Annotated in this window: 23 protein-coding genes; 10 read left to right on the plus strand and 13 right to left on the minus strand. The window is 65.5% G+C overall.

Translation table 11 applies throughout. The features are described 5' to 3' along the window. Positions 1-11: 11 nt before the first annotated feature. Positions 12-704: a helix-turn-helix transcriptional regulator gene (locus ACEN9P_RS10395; RefSeq protein WP_477701137.1), complete on the minus strand. Its 693-nt coding sequence runs from the start codon at positions 702-704 to the stop codon at positions 12-14. Positions 705-864: 160 nt separating this feature from the next. On the opposite strand from ACEN9P_RS10395, the gene ACEN9P_RS10400 reads away from it, so the two are divergent. The 8 genes from ACEN9P_RS10400 to ACEN9P_RS10435 all read left to right on the plus strand — a co-directional run bounded on the left by ACEN9P_RS10400 (position 865) and on the right by ACEN9P_RS10435 (position 5634). After that, positions 865-1233, plus strand: a complete 369-nt coding sequence (locus ACEN9P_RS10400; protein WP_495621894.1) for a hypothetical protein — start codon at positions 865-867, stop codon at positions 1231-1233. Positions 1234-1309: 76 nt separating this feature from the next. After that, on the plus strand, positions 1310-1723 hold the full coding sequence (locus ACEN9P_RS10405) for a hypothetical protein (protein WP_495621895.1): 414 nt from the start codon (positions 1310-1312) through the stop codon (positions 1721-1723). Position 1724: 1 nt separating this feature from the next. After that, positions 1725-2084: a hypothetical protein gene (locus tag ACEN9P_RS10410; protein ID WP_495621896.1), complete on the plus strand. Its 360-nt coding sequence runs from the start codon at positions 1725-1727 to the stop codon at positions 2082-2084. A 98-nt stretch (positions 2085-2182) separates the two neighbouring features. Then, entirely contained in the window at positions 2183-2623 is a 441-nt protein-coding gene (locus ACEN9P_RS10415) for a hypothetical protein (protein WP_495621897.1), read from the plus strand. A 226-nt stretch (positions 2624-2849) separates the two neighbouring features. Further along, positions 2850-3428, plus strand: a complete 579-nt coding sequence (locus ACEN9P_RS10420) for a GNAT family N-acetyltransferase (RefSeq protein ID WP_495621898.1) — start codon at positions 2850-2852, stop codon at positions 3426-3428. Positions 3429-3478: 50 nt separating this feature from the next. Beyond that, the gene (locus tag ACEN9P_RS10425) at positions 3479-4297 is read left to right on the plus strand and encodes a class I SAM-dependent methyltransferase (protein ID WP_495621899.1); all 819 of its coding nucleotides are present in this window, start codon (positions 3479-3481) and stop codon (positions 4295-4297) included. 207 nt (positions 4298-4504) lie between these two features. Then, positions 4505-5098 carry a helix-turn-helix domain-containing protein gene (locus ACEN9P_RS10430; protein WP_477664188.1) on the plus strand — a complete coding sequence of 198 codons (594 nt, stop codon included), beginning with the start codon at positions 4505-4507 and terminating at the stop codon, positions 5096-5098. Between the two features lie 5 nt (positions 5099-5103). Continuing rightward, positions 5104-5634, plus strand: coding sequence for a GNAT family N-acetyltransferase (locus ACEN9P_RS10435; protein WP_495621900.1), 531 nt, complete (start codon positions 5104-5106; stop codon positions 5632-5634). Between the two features lie 70 nt (positions 5635-5704). Here ACEN9P_RS10435 and ACEN9P_RS10440 read toward each other — a convergent pair whose 3' ends face one another. After that, positions 5705-5929 carry a DUF6356 family protein gene (locus ACEN9P_RS10440; protein WP_477664190.1) on the minus strand — a complete coding sequence of 75 codons (225 nt, stop codon included), beginning with the start codon at positions 5927-5929 and terminating at the stop codon, positions 5705-5707. A gap of 144 nt (positions 5930-6073) precedes the next feature. Between ACEN9P_RS10440 and ACEN9P_RS10445 the strand changes: the two genes are divergently transcribed. Next, positions 6074-6541 (plus strand): Lrp/AsnC family transcriptional regulator, encoded by a 468-nt coding sequence (locus tag ACEN9P_RS10445; RefSeq protein ID WP_477664191.1) that lies wholly within the window; start codon positions 6074-6076, stop codon positions 6539-6541. A gap of 13 nt (positions 6542-6554) precedes the next feature. Here the strand turns inward: ACEN9P_RS10445 and ACEN9P_RS10450 are convergent, their stop codons facing one another. From ACEN9P_RS10450 to glnK, 8 genes are all read right to left on the minus strand, one after another. Beyond that, on the minus strand, positions 6555-7004 hold the full coding sequence (locus tag ACEN9P_RS10450; RefSeq protein ID WP_495621901.1) for an EVE domain-containing protein: 450 nt from the start codon (positions 7002-7004) through the stop codon (positions 6555-6557). Then, positions 7001-7375, minus strand: coding sequence for a VOC family protein (locus ACEN9P_RS10455; protein ID WP_477713900.1), 375 nt, complete (start codon positions 7373-7375; stop codon positions 7001-7003). The genes ACEN9P_RS10450 and ACEN9P_RS10455 overlap by 4 nt, the downstream gene beginning before the upstream one ends. Positions 7376-7579: 204 nt before the next feature. Continuing rightward, positions 7580-8824, minus strand: coding sequence for a glycolate oxidase subunit GlcF (gene glcF, locus ACEN9P_RS10460; protein ID WP_495621902.1), 1245 nt, complete (start codon positions 8822-8824; stop codon positions 7580-7582). Positions 8825-8828: 4 nt separating this feature from the next. Continuing rightward, the gene (locus ACEN9P_RS10465; RefSeq protein ID WP_495621903.1) at positions 8829-9605 is read right to left on the minus strand and encodes a YoaK family protein; all 777 of its coding nucleotides are present in this window, start codon (positions 9603-9605) and stop codon (positions 8829-8831) included. 7 nt (positions 9606-9612) lie between these two features. Next, complete coding sequence (gene glcE, locus ACEN9P_RS10470; RefSeq protein WP_495621904.1) at positions 9613-10680, minus strand: glycolate oxidase subunit GlcE; 1068 nt, start codon at positions 10678-10680, stop codon at positions 9613-9615. A gap of 96 nt (positions 10681-10776) precedes the next feature. Further along, entirely contained in the window at positions 10777-11691 is a 915-nt protein-coding gene (locus tag ACEN9P_RS10475) for an SMP-30/gluconolactonase/LRE family protein (RefSeq protein WP_495621905.1), read from the minus strand. Between the two features lie 155 nt (positions 11692-11846). After that, positions 11847-13406, minus strand: a complete 1560-nt coding sequence (locus tag ACEN9P_RS10480) for an ammonium transporter (RefSeq protein WP_477664198.1) — start codon at positions 13404-13406, stop codon at positions 11847-11849. A gap of 31 nt (positions 13407-13437) precedes the next feature. Further along, complete coding sequence (gene glnK / locus ACEN9P_RS10485; RefSeq protein ID WP_007873831.1) at positions 13438-13776, minus strand: P-II family nitrogen regulator; 339 nt, start codon at positions 13774-13776, stop codon at positions 13438-13440. 311 nt (positions 13777-14087) lie between these two features. Here glnK and ACEN9P_RS10490 point away from each other — a divergent pair, with 311 nt between their 5' ends. Beyond that, positions 14088-15638, plus strand: coding sequence for a YifB family Mg chelatase-like AAA ATPase (locus tag ACEN9P_RS10490; RefSeq protein WP_495621906.1), 1551 nt, complete (start codon positions 14088-14090; stop codon positions 15636-15638). 12 nt (positions 15639-15650) lie between these two features. Here the strand turns inward: ACEN9P_RS10490 and ACEN9P_RS10495 are convergent, their stop codons facing one another. The 3 genes from ACEN9P_RS10495 to ACEN9P_RS10505 all read right to left on the minus strand — a co-directional run bounded on the left by ACEN9P_RS10495 (position 15651) and on the right by ACEN9P_RS10505 (position 19174). Further along, the gene (locus ACEN9P_RS10495; RefSeq protein WP_495621907.1) at positions 15651-16979 is read right to left on the minus strand and encodes an HdeD family acid-resistance protein; all 1329 of its coding nucleotides are present in this window, start codon (positions 16977-16979) and stop codon (positions 15651-15653) included. 58 nt (positions 16980-17037) lie between these two features. Continuing rightward, positions 17038-18255 carry a M23 family metallopeptidase gene (locus ACEN9P_RS10500; protein WP_495621908.1) on the minus strand — a complete coding sequence of 406 codons (1218 nt, stop codon included), beginning with the start codon at positions 18253-18255 and terminating at the stop codon, positions 17038-17040. A gap of 106 nt (positions 18256-18361) precedes the next feature. Continuing rightward, complete coding sequence (locus ACEN9P_RS10505; RefSeq protein ID WP_477664209.1) at positions 18362-19174, minus strand: glycine zipper 2TM domain-containing protein; 813 nt, start codon at positions 19172-19174, stop codon at positions 18362-18364. Positions 19175-19334 lie beyond the last annotated feature (160 nt).

The following is a 19334-nucleotide window of genomic DNA, read 5'->3' on the forward strand; positions in this document are numbered from 1 at the left end:
CTGCGTGTAACTCAAGGAGGCTTGGGGCCGGCTTTGACGGTGCGCAAATAATCCGCCAGCGTGCGGCCCGCCTCGTGGCCCACGCGCTCGTCCAGCACGTCGATCTCTGCCATGCGGTCCACGCGAAAGCTGCGAAAGTCCTGCCGGGTCTCGCACCAGGCGCCCAGCGTCCAGACGCTGCCCCAGTAAAAGCAACCCAGCGGCCAGAGCACACGCCGGCTTTCCCGCCCGGCCGCATCGAGGTAGCGCACATCCACCTTGCAGCGCGCATGCACCGCCTCGCGCAGCAGCTGCAGGCTGCGCTGCGTGGCTTCATCGGGATTGATCACCACCGCATACAGCGGCACACCTTCGGCCGCCGCACGCGCCGTGGGCGGCAGCACCGAAAAAATCTTGCTCCAGGCCGCTTCCGCATCGCCCGCCATGGCCGGGTCCAGCCAGGCCTGGGCCAGGCGCACCGAGGCGGCCAGTGCATTGGCTTCCTTTTGCGTGAACATCAGCGGCGGCAGGTCAAAGCCCGCGCCCAGCCGGTAACCCACACCGGCCTCGCCTTCAATCGGCACCCCCTGGTGCTGCAGGTCGGCCACATCGCGGTAAATGGTGCGCTCAGACACCTCCAGCCGCTTGGCCAGGAATTCCGCCGTGCTCAGGCGGCGGCCGCGAATCAGCTGGACTAGATGGAAAAGGCGGTCGGCGCGGCGCATGGTGTGTTGAGTGATTTGAATGACCGCAGCTTAACGCGTGTCGAAATGGCCAACATACGCCATGCGCGGCTATAGTGCAGGCATCCATCTGCGCGCGTATTGCCCTCCGACAAACCGAGGAGACATCGTGGTGTTTCGTGGAACTTCCATACCCGTATAAATGAGTACAGCCTGTCCGAACTGCCAGAGCCGCTCGCTCGGCGCGTTATTTCGCCTACGGGTCTGGTGGACGCGGCCGGTTGCATGCCCTCATTGCGCAGCGCTGTTGATTCCTGTACCGTCGCTTTGGCGCTGGGGCTTGTGCGGGTTGATAGTTTTCGCACCATCGAGCATCCTGGATACCTTTTCTCTTCATGGCTATCTCGGCACGGCTATTGTCTTTGGGATTGCATTTGGCTTTCTCTGCCTGTTGCTCGCTTCCTGGCCATTGCAGACGACGTCCATCGGGCTTGTCTCACGCAATCGGCGCATCGCGCTTGCCATCGTTGGTGTCATCTTTGTGCTGGCACTTTTCGGGCATGCGCTCTGACCATGTGCTTGAGCATCCTGGTTTCGGCGTTTAGCTTCATCGGGTCCGGTCGAGCCATCCATAAAGCAAATCACCGATGCCGTACGAACTGGCTTTCACGAAATTGGTCCCCATCGCTGATCGCGCCCAATACTTCAACGAATGTTGTGTTGGGGGTGACGTCGTGATGGATCAACTGCTCCCCATGCTCCGCGCGAAGTACGAGGGCATTGAGACCAATCAGGAAGACTGGGGGTGGTTTGCCTGGTTCAAAGACGCTGGCTCAAACCTCGCCGTGGATGTTTTTAGCGACCATCCTGATGCGGGTGAGTTCAGAATCCACATTACTTCAAGGGTGCCACGTTTTTTGTTTGGCGCTAAAGTGGTGGATACCCCCGAGCTTGAGCGACTACTTGGAATGGTTGTTGAGGCGATTTCCAATTGGGCTGGACAGGCACCACAAGTCATTCGCCTGGACGCAAAGCATATGCCCCTGGCAAAAGCGACCTGACATGTTTAGCAACGTCAAGCTGAAAGCGGTCGCCCTCGGGGCGTTGGGCGGTTTTATTCTTCCGTATTTTGTTTCGTTCTGGTTCAAGGTGTCTTTCCTTGGGGATGTCAAACAAGCCCACATCGATTCACCGGACGTTGACTACACGGTGATGTACATTTTTTTGCTTGGGTTTGGACCGCTGGCCGGCGGCGCCATCGCGGCGCATGTCTCAAAGCATCAGCCCATCCTTCACGCGGTGCTGGCGGCACTCGTCGGGTGGGTTTTCTATGCCTGGCTGGGGTCTGGGCTTCTACTCGGAATTTTGTTCGCAGCCGTCGCGGCGGTTGGGGCACTAGGCTGGAAGAAAATGCATGCCTGACCAGCCCAGGAGCGGCTCCGGCCTCCGTCGGTTGAAAGCGCCGCTGTTTCTTGTGCGCCGCTCACCTTGACGTCAGAGCGCAAGGAGTCTTTGCCACGATGCGAGCGTTTTTTCTCTTTTTCCCCAAGATTGCCCTGCTGGCAAGCATCGGCTTGTTCTGCCTGTGCCTGCTCGGCGACGGTTTCTACCCGTACGCATCGCGGCCTGACAGCGCAATACCAGGGTGGCAGTTGTTCCTGTTTGGTTGGTCAGCGATTCCCCATGGCGGCATTGCGTGGCTTGCGAATCCCGTGATTGGCGCAGCGTGGGCACTCTTTTTCCTGAAGCATCCCGGCCGGAGCGCGGGCCTGGCCGCCCTGGCACTTGCATTCATGATCAGTTTCCTGTTTGAGAGCAAAGTCACCTCGATCTATTCAGAAACCAGCACCTTTGTCGCTGAGTACGGGCCCGGCTACTGGTTGTGGGTTGCCTGCGCATCCACGCTGCTTCTCGGCAGCATCGTCGCGGCTTTGCCGACCAAATTCCTGGAGCAGGAGTAAGGATGCGCCCTGACATTTCGATTGGGATGGAATCGCGGCTGCCAACAACTCTCACAGTGAGTTGATGAAAAACCTGCCTCACTGATCGCCGCCGTCCTGACGATGCTGTCGGCCCAAGCCCTTGCTGCCGCCGACAACCAGTGCTTCAGCACCGTCAGCAAGGGACACATCGCTGCCGGCGGGCGCTTTGGCTATAGTGCCAACACCGGTTCGACCTCATAGCCCCATGAAGCTCACTGTCCGCCCCCTCACACCCGAGCGCTGGCCCGACCTTGAAGCGCTCTTCAACGCCAAAGGCTGTTCGGTGGCGCGCGGCTGCTGGTGCATGTTTTACCGCCGCAGCGGCGCCCGCGGGCCCTTGCCTGCGGGCGCCACGGCGGCCCAGGCCAATCGCGCCGAGCTCAAAGAGCTCACGCGCGGCGGCACCCCGCCCGGCCTGATCGGCTATCGCGGCAAGCTGCCGGTCGGCTGGGTGTCGCTGGGGCCGCGCGAGGACTACGCCAAGCTCCAGCGCTCACCGGTGATGAAGCCGGTCGATGACAAGCCCGTCTGGTCCATCATCTGTTTTGTCGTGCCCGCGGAGCATCGCGGCCAGGGCGTCGCGCGGGCGCTGCTGGACGGGGCGATTGCCTACGCCAAAAAGCAGGGCGTGACGCTGCTGGAGGCCTACCCGGTGGACAAGCACGGCCGCGCCCAGGACGACACCATGTGGTTCGGCGCCAAGTCCATGTATGACAACGCCGGCTTTGAAGAGGTCGCGCGCCGCAAGCCGCAGCGGTCTGTGGTGCGCATCAAGCCCGTCTGAGCTGCCGATAAGCGTTGGCGCACAATGATGCCGAAGCGGGGGCAAATACCATGAGCAATCCCAACGGCGATAAAGTCTTCAGCGGCTCGATTCCGAAGCTCTATGAAACGTATCTGGTTCCGCTGATCTTCGAGCCCTACGCGGCAGATCTGGTGGCGCGGCTTGCGTCGAAGCCTTTGACGCGTGTTCTCGAGATCGCAGCCGGCACCGGTGTCGTGACGCGTGCGTTGACAAGCGTGCTGCCCGAAAGTGTCTCCGTCGTGGCCACGGATTTGAATCAGTCGATGCTGGACCAGGCCTGCGCGGTCGGGACCACGCGCCCGGTGGAGTGGCGGCAGGCAGATGCCATGCAACTGCCTTTTCCGGACGCGAGTTTTGACGCGGTGGTCTGCCAATTCGGAGCCATGTTCTTCCCTGAAAGGTCAAAAGCGTTTGCAGAAACACGCCGGGTACTCAGGCCGGGAGGTGTTTTCATTTTTAATGTATGGGACCGGATTGAGGAAAACGAATTCGCCGACACCGTGATCACGGCGCTCGAATCCGTCTTTCCTCAAGACCCGCCGCGCTTCCTGGCCCGCACGCCGCACGGCTATTACGAGCGCCGCAGCATCGAGCAAGATCTTGCAAACGGCGGATTTATGGCGCCACCTCAAATCAGCACGGTTGCAGCGCGAAGCCGGGCGGAATCTGCCCGGGTTCCAGCGATCGCCTACTGCCAGGGCACGCCGCTGCGAAACGAGATCGAAACGCGCGACGCTTCACGGCTTCTAGAAGCCACCGACGTTGCGGCGGAAGCGATTGCCCTGCGCTTCGGACGCGGGCCGGTGGACGGCAAAATCCAGGCGCATGTTGTCACCATTGAAAACTGAGCGCGCGAACTGTGCGTGCCGCGCCCTGGCAAGCCGTTCGAGGCGGATGGCCGCCTGTTCGGCCGCACCCAGATGGATGCTGGCTGCCTTTTACCGCCACCTCTGGGACAACGAGGACAGCATAGGCGCCTGAGCCGCGCCATTTCCACGCCGCAGCCGTTGAGGCGCTGGACAGTATTTCCAATATGATGGAAAACAAATTCCATCATGACAGAAATTCCCTCCGACCTGAACCAGCGCATCGCCGAACGCGTGCGTGAGCTGCGCGCCGCCAAAAGCCTGTCGCTGGAAGCGCTGGCCGCCAAAAGCGGCGTGAGCCGTTCCATGATTTCATTGATAGAACGCGGCGAGAGCAGCCCCACGGCCGTGGTGCTGGAGCGCCTGGCCACCGGCCTGGGCGTGATGCTGGCTTCGCTGTTTGACGCAGCCGCCGCCCGGGCACCCGCCAGCCCCATCAGCCCTGTTGCGCGCCATGCGGACCAAGTGCAGTGGCAGGACCCGGCCTCGGGTTATGTGCGGCGCAATATCTCGCCGCCCGGCGTGCCTCAGCCCATGCAGATCGTCGAAGTGCATTTCCCGCCGGGTGGGCGCGTGGCCTTTGAGACCGGCGCGCGCGACGCGCGTGTGCACCAGCAGGTGTGGGTGCTCGAAGGCGCGATTGACATCACTGTGGGCGAGACACGCCACGCGCTGCGCGAAGGCGACTGCCTGGCCATGCAACTGGATCGCCCCACGATGTTCCACAACCCGACGCGAAAACCCGCGCGCTATGCGGTGGTGATCGCCACTGAACCCGCATGAACACCATGACGAATACCCCACCTTGGTCGCTGCGGCGCCTGCATGAAGTGAATGAGGCGCAGATTGCCGGACTCGCCGACGTGCTGATCGACTGCGTGGAAGGCGACGCCTCAGTGAGTTTTATGCATCCGCTGCCGCGCGAACGCGCCCAGGCCTTCTGGCGCGGCGTGGCCGACGGCGTGGCGACGGGCGAACGCGCGCTGCTGGTGGCCGAGGATGGCCAAGGCATTTGCGGCACGGTGCAATTGGTGCTGGCCCAGCCCGAGAACCAGCCGCACCGCGCCGACCTGGCCAAGATGCTGGTGCACCGCCGCTGCCGCCGCCAGGGCCTGGGCGAGGCCTTGATGCGGGCCGCCGAATCCATGGCGCGCGACTGCGGCAAGACGCTGCTGGTGCTGGACACCGTCACCGGCGACAACGGCGAGCGCCTGTACCAGCGCCTGGGCTGGCAGCGCGTCGGCGTGATTCCCGGCTACGCGCTGCTGCCGCGCGGCGGGCTGGTGGGCACGACGGTGTTTTACCGCGAGCTGGCCTGACGGAAGTTGTTGTGGGCTGTTGGCGTGCCGCCGGCAGGCGCAAGGCCCCGCGGCGCGTGCGCCGCTGTTTTCAGGCTTTTTTACCCGTGCGATGAACCACCATGCGCTCATGCAGGCGAGTGACGATGCGGCTTCCCGTCCTGACGAAGAAGAAGGGGAACACGCCGTGGATGAACGCGGCGACGGCGGCCGACAGCAGCGGCACGGCAAATGAAAAGGAAGCCGACATGTGCTCGAAATAGCTCTCCCCTACGGAGTCAGGGTGTTCCTTGAACAGCTGGAGAATTTTTTCCATGGTCGTATCCGTCGGTTTTCGGGGTTTGCACCCCGCTTGCATCAATGCCTGCCAGGAATCATAGGCCTGCGGATCGGAAAATAAGTTGCAAGTTCGGCTAGAAATCCTTCCATAATTAGAATTATTTTCTAATAATCTGGCCACATGGACAAAAAAGACATCCGGATCCTGGAGCTGTTGCAAGACGATGCCTCGATGGGGCTCAATGAGCTGGCCCACGCCGTCAGCCTGTCGCCGACACCTTGCTGGCGGCGAATCCAGAAGCTGCGCGATGAAGGTGTCATCAAGCAGCAGGTCACCTTGTGCGACCCGGTCAAGCTCAATCTGGGCCTGACCGCTTTTGTGAGCATCCGTGCCAGCCTGCACAACGACGCATGGACCCAGCGCTTCATCAAAGGCATCGTCGCCATCCGCGAGGTGGTGGAGGTCTACCGGATGACGGGCGATATCGACTACCTGCTGAAGGTCGTCGTGCCCGACATTGCCGGTTACGACAGCGTGTACAAACGCCTGATCAAGGTCGCCGAACTGCAGGACGTGAGTTCGGGCTTTGTGATGGAGGTGGTCAAGCACACCACCGCCCTCCCCACGGATTACGCGCTGCCGGCCTGAGGGGCCGAAAGCGTCAAAACCCCAGCATCGCGCCGTCAGCCCGCATGGCCTGCGCGATCAGCCGCATGTCGTGGTCGCTGATGTCGAACAGGCCGAAACGGAACTTGTAGCCCCAGCGCTGGCGGTCTTCCACAAACTCGAAGTCATCGAGCAGCGGCAGTATGGACGCTTCCTGCGCGGCCACATAGGCCACGTCGCGGCGGAAAGGCACAAAACCGCCGCCCATGTCGAAGGCGTAAGGCTCACCGGCCCGCACCAGGCCTATGGACACAAAACGCTGGAGTTTGTCCTTGCCGCCCATGGTCAGCGCGGGCGAATAGTAGGCCACCCGGTCGCCGGCCGACATGCGCTTGAGCGGCGCGCTTTTGCCGTGGCAGACCTGCATGTAGCCGGTATCCGGCGTCGCGCAGCCGCGCCGGGCATGCTCGGCGCTGGCGACCGCTATCCAGTTCCTGCGGTTCATGCGAGGGCGTGCAGGCCGACGCGGTTGCCATCCAGGTCGGTGATGTGGGCAAAGAATCCCAGGCCCGGCGGCAGCGCCTGGCGCGGCAGCGCGACCTTGCCGCCGGCCTTGACGGCGCGCGCCAGCGCGGCGTCCAGCGAGGGCGAGGCATCGAGGTAAATCAGGGTTCCATTCGATGCCGGCGCCGACGCGGTGGGGCCTGCCAACAGGGCGCCACCCACACCCTCCTCGCGCTCATAGGGAAACACCGCGCCTTCCGACGGGCCCATGGGCTCGCGGCGCATCTTGCACTCGAGCACGGCTTCGTAAAAGGCCTGGGCTTTGTCCAGTTGGGTGCTGGGGATTTCAAACCAGGTGACGGCGTTTTTCATGGGAGGCTCCTTGTGTGTTGAAGAAGCCTTGATGATGCGGACCTGCTACTGACAACGTCATGTCAGGAGGATGTTGGCCCCCACGCTTCCCGCTTCGCGAGCCTACGGCGTTGCGCTGCCCCTTTCCTCACATAACGGGGCGCTGCGCCTGCGGCCTGGCAAAGCCAGTTCCGCGGCCCCGGCTGGTTAAATGTTTAGCTCAACTCAGGGCAGCAACGCAGAATCCAGCACTTCCACCCAATGCCGCACGGGCGTTGCCGTGCCGCTTTGCAGGTGGGTGATGCAGCCGATATTGGCCGAGATGATGGTGCCGGGCGCCGAGGCCTGCAGATTGCCGAGCTTGCGGTCGCGCAGCTGGTAGGCGATCTCCGGGTTCAGCACCGAGTAAGTGCCGGCCGAGCCGCAGCACAGGTGGGATTCAGAGGCCGCCAGCGTTACCTGGAAACCCAGCGCGCCCATCAGCGTCTCCACCCCGCCGCGCAGCTGCTGGCCGTGCTGCAGGGTGCAGGGCGGGTGGAACACCAGCGCGCCGGCCTGGGCCTTGACCTTGCCCTGCAGTTCTCCGACCAGTTCGGGCATCAGCTCGCTGAGGTCGCGCGTGAGTTCGCCGATGCGCGCGGCCTTGGCCGCATAGGCCGGGTCGTCCTTGAGCAGGTGGCCGTAGTCCTTGACGGTGACGCCGCAGCCCGAGGCATTCATGACGATGGCTTCCACGCCGCTGCCCTCACCTCCTTCGGCCGCCGCCACATGCGGCCACCAGGCGTCGATGTTGCGCCGCATCTGGTCCTTGCCGCCTTCCTGGTCATTGAGGTGGAATTTGACGGCGCCGCAGCAGCCGGCCTTGGGCGCCAGCACGGTTTCTATGCCGGCCGCGTCCAGCACGCGCGCGGTCGCGGCATTGATGTTGGGCATCATGGCCGGCTGCACGCAGCCTTCAAGCATCAGCATCTTGCGCGCATGCGCGCGCCGCGGCCAGGTGCCGGCGTCCTGCTTTTTCGGTACCTTGTTTTGCAGGGCCGCAGGCAGCAGGCCGCGCACAGCCTGGCCGGCCTTCATCGCGGGGGCAAACAGCGGCGAGGGCAAGCCTTCTTTCAGGGCCCAGCGCAAGGCCTTCTCGCCGGCCGGGCGCGGCACACGCTCATCGACCAGCTTGCGGCCTATGTCGACCAGGTGGCCGTATTCGACGCCGCTGGGGCAGGTACTTTCGCAGTTGCGGCAGGTGAGGCAGCGGTCAAGGTGCAGCTGGGTTTTGCGCGTGGGCGCCTCGCCTTCGAGCACCTGCTTGATCAGGTAGATGCGGCCGCGCGGGCCGTCGAGTTCGTCGCCCAGCAGCTGGTAAGTCGGGCAGGTGGCGGTGCAAAAACCGCAATGCACACATTTGCGCAAAATCGCTTCGGCCTCGCGGCCTTCGGTACTGTTCTTGAATTCGGGGGCGAGATGGGTTTGCATGGTGTCAGGGCGCCTCTTTCAGGGCCACGGCGAGGGCCTTGCGCCGGGCGGCGCGCCGGAAATCGGCATACAGCGGCGGCAGGGACAGCGCCAGCAGCATGAGCGCCAGCGGCACGACCCAGATAAAGCCGATGTACTTGAAGCCGGCCGCGCCCACCACGCCGCCGGCGATAAACATCGCCAGCAAGGTACCGAACAGCCGCAGCTTGATGCGGTTGGCGCGCACGCGCGACTCGGGCGGGCTGGCCGTGCGGTTCCAGTAAAACATCTTGCCGAGCTCTATGCCCAGGTCGGTGATCACGCCGGTCATATGGGTGGTGCGGATCTGCGAGGACGAGATCTTGCTGACCAGCGCGTTCTGCAGGCCCATGGTGAAGGCCAGCACCAGCACGGTCAGCGGCACGGCGAAAGGGGTCTGGCGGTTCAGCGTCGCGCCCAGCAGCCCGAACAGCAGCATCAGCACGGCCTCCAGCAGCAGCGGCAGCGCGTATTCGCTGCGCAAGTGGTTCTGGCGCGCCCAGTTCACCAGCACGGCGGTCGCGGCGGCGCCGGTGGTAAAGGCCAGCAGTGCCCCGACGGCGCCTAGCACCAGCGCCATGTGGCCCAGGACCAGGTTGTCGGCCAGCAGGGACGCGAAGCCCGTCATGTGCGAGGTGTACATGCCGACCACCAGAAAGCCGCCGGCATTGATGGCGCCGGCGTTGAAAGCCAGCAATCCGCCCAGCAGGCGGTTCATGTAGGGCGTGCGGTGCTGCCCGGTCAAGTGGCGAAGGCGTCGCATGGCTTGTTTACCAGTCCGCGTACATGCGGCCCGGGTTGAACACGCCCGCCGGGTCGAATTGCTTTTGGAGCTCGCGGTGTATGCGGTCCAGCGGCGGCTTGAGTGCGGAGAACACCGGCACGGATTTGCCGGCCGAGCGGAACAAGGTGGCATGGCCATGAGCCCCGGCCGCCGCTTCGCGTAGCAGCGCCGCATCGCCCTCGGGCCGCTTGACCCAGCGCTGGGCGCCGCCCCACTCCACCAGCGTCTCGCCCAGCCCAAGCGGCGGCGCCGTGTCGGGCACGCTGAGCCGCCACAGCGATTCATCGCCCTGCAAGGCAAAGAAAGGCTGGGCCTGCTCGCGCAGCGCAGTCCAATGGCGGGCCGCGTCACTGTCCAGAACTTCTCCACCCATGGATTTTTGCGCGGCAGCGACAGCGGCTTTCGCGCCGCGCAGGCGCACCCACAGGCGGCCCTCTCGCCAGCAGGAGGCGTTGACAGGCAAGGGCATGGCGCCCCAGCGATTGAGTTGTTGCAAAGCCGCGGCCTCATCCATGTCAAAGACCAGCGTGGCCTCTTGCGGCGCGACCGGCAGGACCTTGAGCGAGACCTCCAGCAGCACGCCCAGGGTACCCAGCGAACCGGCCATCAGGCGCGAGACGTCGTAGCCGGCCACATTCTTCATGACCTGGCCGCCGAAGACCAGGCGCTCGCCCTTGCCGTTGAGCAACACCACGCCCAGCATGTAGTCGCGCACGGCGCCCACGCTGGCACGCGCCGGGCCGCTCAGGCCGCTGGCCACCATGCCGCCCACGGTGGCTTTGGCTTGCGCGCCGTCGAAATGCGGTGGTTCAAAGGGTAGGCATTGGCCCTGCCCGGCTAGCAGGGCTTCAAGTTCTGCCAGCGGGGTGCCGGCGCGGGCGGTGACTACCAGTTCGCTGGGCTCGTAGCTCGTGACGCCGCTGTGCGGCCGGATGTCCAGGATCTCGCCCCTGAGGGTTTGGCCGTAAAAATCTTTGCTGCCGCCGCCGCGCAGGCGCAGCGGCGTGCCGGCAGCGGCCGCGCTGCGCACGCGCTCGGCCAATGCGGCGCTCATATCAGTATCTGCAAGCATGGCGCTCATGGTAAGCCGCGCGGGCTGGGGCCATATTGATTTTTTTGAACGCGGCCTGTTCGGTTTTTTCCGGCGGCATCAATCCTGGAAGAAGTTCACCGGCAGGCCGGGCACCTCAACCTGCATGGAAAACACGCAGCCCGAATCGGGGTAGTGCTGCAGTTCCTGCGCGGGCCGGTTGTAGCGCGCGGTCGTGAGGTACAGGGTTTTGAGGTCGTCGCCGCCGAAGCAGGGCATGGTGGGGCAGCGCGCCGGCACGGCGAACTCGGCCAGCAGCGCACCGGCGGGCGAGAGCTTGAGCATGCGCCCGCCTTCAAACATCGCGACGTAGTAATTGCCCTCGCGGTCCACGGCGGCGCCGTCGGGCCGGCCACCATAGCCGGCCATGCCGGGCAACCAGCCTTCGGGCTTGCCGGGCCACTGCGCGAACACGCGGGGCTCGGTCATGGTGTTGCGTTCGGCGTCCCAGTTCCAGGCCCGGATGATGTGGCGCGGCGTGTCGGACCAATAAACCGTGGCCGCATCGGGCGACCAGGCCAGCCCGTTGGCGATGATGGCATCGCCCGCCTTGCGCTCGACCACGGGGGCGCGGCCGCCGCGGCAGTCCAGCGAAAACAGCTCGGCCGTGGACTTGTCGCGCGGCTCGTACATGGTGCCGGCCCAGAAGCGCCCCAGCGGGTCGGCCTTGCCGTCGTTAAAGCGCGTGGTCGCCGTGTCGTGGCCGGCCCGCATGAGCTGGTGCAGTTCACCACCCCATTGCCTGGCGCGGTAAATGCCGTCGCGCAGCGCGACCACGAGTCCCCCGCTGCGCGCCGGCGCGATGCTGCCGGGTTCGGAGGGCATGGCCCAGCTTTCCACCGTGCCCATGAAGACATTGCAGCGATGCAGCTGCCTGCCGGGAATATCTATCCAGTACAGCATCTGCTCGTCGGGGTGCCAGAACGGCGATTCGCCGAGCCCGCTGGGCGGTGCAGCAAGGGTTTGCCAGGTCATCACGCTACCTTTGTTTGTGTGTGGACAGCCGCCACTGTAACGCCCCCCAAAAAAAACAGCCCACCGGTTTGCACCGGCGGGCTGAACATCCAAAGGAGACTCTCAGTAAATAATTAGCAGGACCGGGCCGCCTGCGAGGTGGCCCGTCCGCTGTATCAGCGGTTGTAAGCGGTTTCGCCGTGGGACGTGATGTCCAGGCCTTCGCGCTCGTCTTCTTCGCTGACACGCAGGCCTATGGTCAGGTCCACCACCTTGTAGGCGATGAAGGAGACCACGCCGGACCAGACGATGGTGATCAGCACGGCCTTGGCCTGGATCCAGAGCTGGCCGGCGATGGTGTAGGCGTCGGGCGTCACGGCCGTGGCGGTCACCCAGTCACCCACGAAGCTTGGGCCACCGAGGGCCGGCGAATTGAAGACACCGGTGAGCAATGCGCCCAGGATACCGCCCACGCCGTGCACGCCGAACACGTCCAGCGAGTCGTCGGCGCCCAGCAGTTTCTTCAGGCCGTTCACGCCCCAGAGGCAGGCGAAGCCGGCCACCAGGCCGATGACCAGGCCGCCGCCGATGCCGACGTTGCCGGCCGCGGGGGTGATGGCCACCAGGCCGGCGACGGCGCCGGAGGCGGCACCCAGCATGGAGGCCTTGCCGCGCATCAGCGCTTCACCGACGCACCAGGCCAGCACGGCGGCAGCGGTGGCACCCAGGGTGTTGATAAAGGCCAGGGCGGCGAAGCCGTTGGCTTCCAGGGCGGAGCCGGCGTTGAAGCCGAACCAGCCCACCCACAGCAGCGCGGCGCCGACCATGGTCAGGGTCAGGCTGTGAGGCGCCATGGCTTCCTTGCCGTAACCGATGCGCTTGCCGATGCAGAAGGCACCCACCAGGCCGGCAACGGCGGCGTTGATGTGCACCACGGTACCGCCCGCGAAGTCCAGGGCGCCCATTTGCCAGATGTAACCGCCCTTGGCGCTCATGGCGTCGGCGACTTCCTTGCCGGTGTAGGCGTCAGGGCCCATCCAGAACCAGACCATGTGGGCGATAGGCGCATAGCTGAAGGTGAACCAGATGGCCATGAACAGCAGCACGGCGGAGAACTTGATGCGTTCGGCGAAGGCGCCGACGATCAGCGCGCAGGTGATGCCGGCGAAGGTGGCCTGGAAGGCGGCGAACACGATCTCGGGGATCACGACACCCTTGCTGAAGGTCGCGCCGTTGGCGAATGTGCCCGCGACGTTGTCCCAGATGCCTTTCATGAAGAGCCGGTCGAAGCCGCCAAAGAAGGCGTTGCCCTCGGTAAAGGCTAGGCTGTAGCCGTAGATGAACCACAGCACCACGATCATCGAGAAGGTGACCATGACCTGCATCAGCACCGACAGCATGTTCTTGCTGCGGACCAGGCCGCCGTAGAACAGCGCCAGGCCGGGAACGGTCATCATGATGACCAGCAGCGTGGAAACCATCATCCAGGCGGTGTCGCCCTTGTTGGGAACAGGTGCGGGCGCTGCGGAGGCGGCCGCTGCGGGTGCGGAAGCCGCTGCTGCGGCGGCCGGAGCGGCGGCAGCCGAGGCTGCGGGCGCGGCGGCGGAAGCGGCCGCTTCAGCCGGTTTGGCTTCGGCTGCGGAAGCGGCGGGTGCGGCGGCCGGGGCTTGCGCCATGACGGCGCCTGTTGTCAGCAGGCTCAGTCCCAATACAAGGGAAGCAAGTATTTTTTTCATGTCGATGTTCTCTTTTTGTGTGGATTGAGCCTTACAGCGCTTCCTTGCCGGTTTCACCGGTACGGATGCGCACGACCTGCTCGAGGTTGTAGACAAAGACCTTGCCGTCGCCGATCTTGCCGGTGCGGGCCGCGCCTTCGACCGCTTCGATCACGCGGTCCACCAGGTCGTCGGAGACAGCCGCCTCGATCTTGACCTTGGGCAGGAAGTCAACGACATATTCCGCACCGCGATACAGCTCGGTGTGGCCTTTCTGGCGGCCGAAGCCCTTGACTTCAGTGACCGTGATGCCTTGCACGCCAATACCGGACAGCGCTTCCCGCACTTCGTCCAGCTTGAACGGTTTGATGATGGCCGTTACGAGTTTCATGTTCAGGTTTCCTCCAAGGATGAATAAAGAAGCGGCCCCTCGGTGCGCCACTCCAGCTGCTTTACGGTTTTTCTGAGCGTAAAGGTCAGGCGCTCTGATTCAGGGATTTCGACGGTTGCGGAAAGGGTCCTATTCCCGGATTCCACGAAGTCTTCGTAGCACGTACCGTGCCAAAGCAAGCCCCTTGGCCGGGCGCAGTCCACCCGCTTCGGGCTTGCCACGTTGAACACCGGAATCCAAAAAAACACGATAAGCACCAGATTGGGGCGTTCATCACGCACAACTTTGGAGCATCACCAGGGAGTTAGTTCATGAGCCTGTCTTTAGTGCACAGCCGCGCCTTGCTGGGGCTGGAAGCGCGACCCGTCCGCGTCGAGGTCCACCTGGCCAACGGCCTGCCCAGCTTCACGCTGGTCGGCCTGGCCGAAACCGAGGTCAAGGAGGCCCGCGAACGCGTGCGCTCCGCCATCCAGAACACCGGCCTGGAGTTTCCCGCCAATAAGCGGATCACCGTCAACCTCGCGCCGGCCGACCTGCCCAAGGATTCCGGCCGCTTCGACCTGCCGATTGCCCTGGGCATCCTGGCGGCCAGCGGCCAGGTCGATGCCCGCAAGCTGGAAGGCTATGAGTTCGCGGGCGAGCTGTCCCTGGGTGGCGACCTGCGGCCCGTGCGCGGCGCGCTGGCCATGAGCCTGGCGCTGGCCCGCCCCGGGCGCGACGCTGCCGCTGCCGAAAAACTGCCCAAATTGGTGCTGCCGGAAGCCAGCGCCCAGGAAGCGGCCCTGGTGCCCGGTGCGGAAATCTTCCGGGCGCTGCATTTACTCGACGTGGTCAGGCAGTTTTTGCCGGGGGATGCCCCCGTGGAGACGCTGGACGGCTGGTCGCGGGTGAGGCCGGCACCGCCGCCGCCGCAGTCGGCCTACCCGGACCTGGCCGACGTGAAAGGCCAGGCCGCCGCCCGTCGCGCGCTGGAAATTGCGGCCGCCGGCGGCCATAGCGTGCTCATGATGGGCGCGCCCGGCTCCGGCAAATCCATGCTGGCCCAGCGTTTTGCCGGCCTGCTGCCGGCCATGAGCACCGAAGAGGCGCTGGAAAGCGCCGCGGTGGCCTCCCTGGGCGGCCGCTTTTCGCTGGATAAATGGGCGCTGCGCCCGACCTGCGCGCCCCACCATACCGCCAGCGCCGTGGCCCTGGTCGGCGGCGGCTCGCCGCCACGGCCCGGCGAGATCTCGCTGGCGCACCGCGGCGTGCTGTTTCTTGACGAGCTGCCCGAGTTTCCGCGCGCGGCGCTCGAGGCGCTGCGCGAGCCGCTCGAATCCGGCAGCATCACGATCTCGCGGGCCGCCCAGCGCGCCGAGTTTCCGGCCCGCTTCCAGCTGGTCGCGGCCATGAACCCCTGCCCCTGCGGCTACCTGGGCTCCAGCCTGCGGGCCTGCCGCTGCTCGCCCGAGCAGGTCTCGCGTTACCAGGGCAAGCTCAGCGGCCCGCTGCTGGACCGCATAGACCTGCATGTGGAAGTCGGCGCCCTGGCGGCCGATGAGCTGGTGAACGCGCCGCCCGGCGAAGCCACGGCCGATATCCGGCGCCGCGTCGTCGCGGCGCGCGAGCGCGCCCTGGCCCGCCAAGGCAGCACCAACCAGGCGCTGGCGGGCCAGGCCATAGACGCGCAATGCCAGCTCGACGATGCGGCCGCGAAATTCCTCAACACCGCGGCCGCCCGCCTGGGCTGGTCGGGGCGCAGCATCCACCGCTGCCTGAAAGTCGCCAGGACGATTGCCGACCTGGCCGGCGCGCAGGTGGTGCAGACGGTCCATGTCGCGGAGGCGGTGCAGTACCGGCGGGCGCTCAAGGCCGCCCAGTGAAGGCCTGACTCTTCAGTCCACGCGCAGCCTGCGCGCCTTGCGGGTCTTCCACCAGCGCGAAAGATGCACCTTCAGGTCGTGGCGCGGGTGGGTGATGCGCCGGATCGCGCTCACGTAGTCGAGCGCCAGCCCCGGCGTCCAGGCCATGGACTCGGCGCGCACGCGGGCGCTGCCGGCCATCCAGACGTCGGGATGCAAGGCAAGCCGCAGCAGGGTCCGCCAGAAGGGCTTGTCCGCGAAAACGCCTTCCATGGCCGCGTCCACGGCCTGCGTGACCACGACGGAGCAGTTGCGATGGGTGAGGTTGTAGGTGTCGTCCTGGCGGTACACGTCCCAGAAGGCCTGGAGGTAGCTGCGGTTGTAGACGCGGAAATGCAGCTTGTGCGTGGAAGGACGGGTCGCCGCGGCCTCTTCGGCGTAGGAGGGCAGCCAAACGCCGGGATGGTCGTTGCCGGAGGTGGCACGCAGGTGGTCTACCAGGTTGGCCTGTGTGATGGCCAAGCGGACCCGCGGGTGGTGGCTGATGTAGAGGCCGTCCTCGCATTCAAGCGCGATATGGCCTGTCGATACACGGCCCTTCTTTGTCATGGAGGCGATGTAGCGCTCGATCAGCGGAAGGCGTATGCGGTCCTTGTCGTCGTCCACCGCATCGACCGCCGTCCAGACATGCACGATCATGTGCCCGGCGGCGGCATTCGCGGCCAGCGTCTCGGCCGTGGCCGGCGCCGCATCGGGTTGCAGCACCCGGGTGCCGCTGTAAAGCTCGACGGCCGCCAGCCGCGAGCCGCGCGGCAGGCGCCTGAGCCGCCAGGCGCCGCGCATCAGGATGTGGCCGCCCGCGATCAGCGCCAGGCCGGTGCACAGCGACACATTCATGCTCGAGGGCACCGGCCAGTTGGTCAGCATCAGCAGCGCCAGCACCAGGTAAGCCCAGCCTATCAGGTTGGACTTGCGCCAGCTCGGGTAGCGGATCAACCAGCTGGAGGCGATGCGGACCAGGCCGTTGAAGGTGAAGGCGGCACCGAACAGGATGCCGGCAGCGATCGAGTTGTCCCAGGGGAAATCGAGCACCAGGCAGGCGAACACCACCATGGCCGCGCCGCGCAGCATCTCAAAGCTGCGCCGCTCCCGCGCGTGGGTGGCGCCCACCACCAGATCGACCACACCCTGGGCCAGCAGCACCGCGCCCAGTACCCAGGTGGCCACGTCGGCCACGCCATCGACCAGGTCAACGAGAAGCAGCATGCCGAAGAGGGCGGTCAGCACACCCGCCGCCATGAAAACTTTCCAGCGCTTGACCAGCGCATCACCGCCAAAAAGAATCAACGCAAGTCTGAACATATTCTTCTTCTGCTTTGCCGACGCGCCGTCGCCCCAAGGCGGCCGGCGCGGCCGGGCTTCACTTCAAGGCCGGGAAATCCACCACATAGGCATCCATGGGCAGGGCCGCTCGCTGCGGGCCCTGCTGGGGCAGCGGCTGGACGAGCACCTTGCCCTGCTCCGTGGCATCGGTGGCCAGCCCCTTGACGACAAAAGCGTCGATCACATAAGGCAGGCCCTGGGACGACAGCGGGCCCATGCCGTCCGACACATGGAAATGCAGGTGCGGCGCCGTGGTGTTGCCCGAGTTGCCGAGCAACGCCAGCACCTGGCCGCGCTTGACGCGGTCGCCGACGCGCACCTTGAGCGAGCCGGGTTGCAGGTGGGCGTAGAACGCGTAGTAGCCGCGGCCCAGGTCCAGCACCACGTGGTTGCCGGTGACGTTCTGCATGGTGGTGTCGGGCGGCAAGGCATTGGGCACGCGTTCGGGCAGGCCGTCGAGCACGGACACCACCTTGGCGTCGGCCACGGCAATGGCCTTTTGCCCGTAGGTCGGCCAGTTCTCGTTCTTGTTGCTGTCGCCGTTGCTTTGCTGCGAGTTCGCGTCCAGCTTGATCCAGTCGATGGCAAAGCGCTGGCTCACATACAGCACGCCGTTGACGGGAATGCCGGCGCGCCGGTGCGGGACTTCCTTGCAGCAGCCGTTAAAAGCCACCCAGCCCGTCCCTTCCAGCGGCGGGCCTATCAGCGGCGCGGGCCGGGTGCTGAGGGCCACCGCGGCGCCGGTCTGCGTGGTCTGGACCGTGCCTTCGCTCGCGGGTTTGACGGCGGCCGTGAGCTTGACCTCGGCGCCGGCCGTCACCACGCGGTGCGACAGCGCTTTCGGCAGGGGCTGGCCGGGCTCCAGCACCACGTCGATCCAGAAGAAGCCGGCCTGGGCCGCGTCCAGGCTGTCGGTGGCGGCGCCGCCCAGCAGGGAGAAAGTGCGCGCCACGTCGACGCCGGACACGCTGGCCAGCACCTTGCCGGAGCCGGCGTCCAGCACCTCCAGCGACACCAGCTTGACCGGCACGGCGCGCGCGTTGATCACCTGCAGCTCGTAGTCGATGTGCACGCGCCCGTCGGCGCCCAGAAACGGCACGGGGCGCGAGGCGGCGCTCAGCAGCACAGGGGTGTTCTGGTCGCGCGCGCCGGCAAATTCGAGCTGGTCCAGGCCCGCCCCGGGCCCGGCCGCCATCGCCTGAAAACTGCCGGCAAACATGAGCGAGGCCAGCAGGAGCATGAAAAAGCACCGCATGCGATCCTCCTTGTGATGGGCCGGTCATCATAGCGCCAAGCCCCCCACAGAGCGGACGTAAAAAAGCCCCGCAACAGGGCTGCTGCGGGGCTTTTCTGTGGATGGGTCAGCGGCTGTAGTAAGGGGCGGGCTCCGCCGGCTGCGCGGCCACGGGCGCGGGCGGCGGCTTGGGACCGTAAACGGCGCCGTCGTTGGTGCGCAGCACATTGCCTTCCACCGTCACGCGGCTGCCCACGCTGGGGGCGCGCGCCACTTCCACCATGCGCTGCGAGCCGTCTTCCATGCGCACGCCGACCTGGTAGACGGTTTCCTTGCGCATATGGCCTTCGATCGCGTTGCCGGCAAAACCGCCGCCGACCGCGCCCAGGATGGTGGCCGCGGTGCGGCCGCCGCCATGGCCGATCTGGTTGCCGAGCACGGCGCCCAGCACGCCACCGGCGACAGCACCCGCGCCGACACCGGCGGGTTTGGTGGAGCGTTCAACGGGCGTAACCGATTCAACGGCGCCGCACACATGGCAGACCGCGGCCACGGCCACCGGTGCGGGCGTGGGGCCGGGCGCGGGCGAAATACCGGCGTAGCTGGGCGCGGGCGCCGGCTTGGGCGTGGGCTTGGCCACCTTCTTGGCGGGAACGGGTGCGGGTTTGGCGGGGGCTGCGGCCGGTTTTTCGGCCAGGTCGTCCGCGGCGCTGGCGCTGCTGCTGGCCGCGGCCAGGGGGGCGGCCGCTTGCGGCGCTGCCTGCGGTGTCGCCAGCGCCACCGGCGGCGTGGGGGCGCCGACCGGGTTGCGCATCTGGTAAATCATGGTGCCGCCCATGGCCAGGACGGCGACGCCCAGAATGCCGACCGCGGCCCACAAGGGCTTGCTGGCCGACGAGGCCTGCTGGCCGGGCTGGAGGTTTTCAGTGGATGTGTTCATGGCAATTCCCTCTATTGAGATCAGATCGCTTGTTCAACGTTTCCCATGCCGTGAAAGTAAACACGCTTTGGCAAGCGGCTGTGTATTTATGTAAACGCCGCTTATTCTGCGGCAAAGTCGCCGTAAACGCGAATGGCGGCGGCCATCCTGGAAGTTGTTG

This window comes from Polaromonas sp. Polasp52 (assembly GCF_059491565.1).

Bases quoted from the DNA above. Each gene is read 5' to 3' on its own strand.
- ACEN9P_RS10415 (WP_495621897.1), top strand. From the start codon at position 2,183: ATGCGAGCGTTTTTTCTCTTTTTCCCCAAGATTGCCCTGCTGGCAAGC.
- ACEN9P_RS10505 (WP_477664209.1), bottom strand. From the start codon at position 19,174: ATGAACACATCCACTGAAAACCTCCAGCCCGGCCAGCAGGCCTCGTCG.
- ACEN9P_RS10425 (WP_495621899.1), top strand. From the start codon at position 3,479: ATGAGCAATCCCAACGGCGATAAAGTCTTCAGCGGCTCGATTCCGAAG.
- ACEN9P_RS10410 (WP_495621896.1), top strand. From the start codon at position 1,725: ATGTTTAGCAACGTCAAGCTGAAAGCGGTCGCCCTCGGGGCGTTGGGC.
- ACEN9P_RS10405 (WP_495621895.1), top strand. From the start codon at position 1,310: ATGCCGTACGAACTGGCTTTCACGAAATTGGTCCCCATCGCTGATCGC.
- glcF (WP_495621902.1), bottom strand. From the start codon at position 8,824: ATGCAAACCCATCTCGCCCCCGAATTCAAGAACAGTACCGAAGGCCGC.
- ACEN9P_RS10420 (WP_495621898.1), top strand. From the start codon at position 2,850: ATGAAGCTCACTGTCCGCCCCCTCACACCCGAGCGCTGGCCCGACCTT.
- glcE (WP_495621904.1), bottom strand. From the start codon at position 10,680: ATGAGCGCCGCATTGGCCGAGCGCGTGCGCAGCGCGGCCGCTGCCGGC.
- ACEN9P_RS10500 (WP_495621908.1), bottom strand. From the start codon at position 18,255: ATGCGGTGCTTTTTCATGCTCCTGCTGGCCTCGCTCATGTTTGCCGGC.
- ACEN9P_RS10490 (WP_495621906.1), top strand. From the start codon at position 14,088: ATGAGCCTGTCTTTAGTGCACAGCCGCGCCTTGCTGGGGCTGGAAGCG.
- ACEN9P_RS10440 (WP_477664190.1), bottom strand. From the start codon at position 5,929: ATGGAAAAAATTCTCCAGCTGTTCAAGGAACACCCTGACTCCGTAGGG.
- ACEN9P_RS10450 (WP_495621901.1), bottom strand. From the start codon at position 7,004: ATGAACCGCAGGAACTGGATAGCGGTCGCCAGCGCCGAGCATGCCCGG.
- ACEN9P_RS10480 (WP_477664198.1), bottom strand. From the start codon at position 13,406: ATGAAAAAAATACTTGCTTCCCTTGTATTGGGACTGAGCCTGCTGACA.
- ACEN9P_RS10495 (WP_495621907.1), bottom strand. From the start codon at position 16,979: ATGTTCAGACTTGCGTTGATTCTTTTTGGCGGTGATGCGCTGGTCAAG.
- ACEN9P_RS10435 (WP_495621900.1), top strand. From the start codon at position 5,104: ATGACGAATACCCCACCTTGGTCGCTGCGGCGCCTGCATGAAGTGAAT.
- ACEN9P_RS10455 (WP_477713900.1), bottom strand. From the start codon at position 7,375: ATGAAAAACGCCGTCACCTGGTTTGAAATCCCCAGCACCCAACTGGAC.
- glnK (WP_007873831.1), bottom strand. From the start codon at position 13,776: ATGAAACTCGTAACGGCCATCATCAAACCGTTCAAGCTGGACGAAGTG.
- ACEN9P_RS10400 (WP_495621894.1), top strand. From the start codon at position 865: ATGAGTACAGCCTGTCCGAACTGCCAGAGCCGCTCGCTCGGCGCGTTA.
- ACEN9P_RS10475 (WP_495621905.1), bottom strand. From the start codon at position 11,691: ATGACCTGGCAAACCCTTGCTGCACCGCCCAGCGGGCTCGGCGAATCG.
- ACEN9P_RS10445 (WP_477664191.1), top strand. From the start codon at position 6,074: ATGGACAAAAAAGACATCCGGATCCTGGAGCTGTTGCAAGACGATGCC.
- ACEN9P_RS10395 (WP_477701137.1), bottom strand. From the start codon at position 704: ATGCGCCGCGCCGACCGCCTTTTCCATCTAGTCCAGCTGATTCGCGGC.
- ACEN9P_RS10465 (WP_495621903.1), bottom strand. From the start codon at position 9,605: ATGCGACGCCTTCGCCACTTGACCGGGCAGCACCGCACGCCCTACATG.
- ACEN9P_RS10430 (WP_477664188.1), top strand. From the start codon at position 4,505: ATGACAGAAATTCCCTCCGACCTGAACCAGCGCATCGCCGAACGCGTG.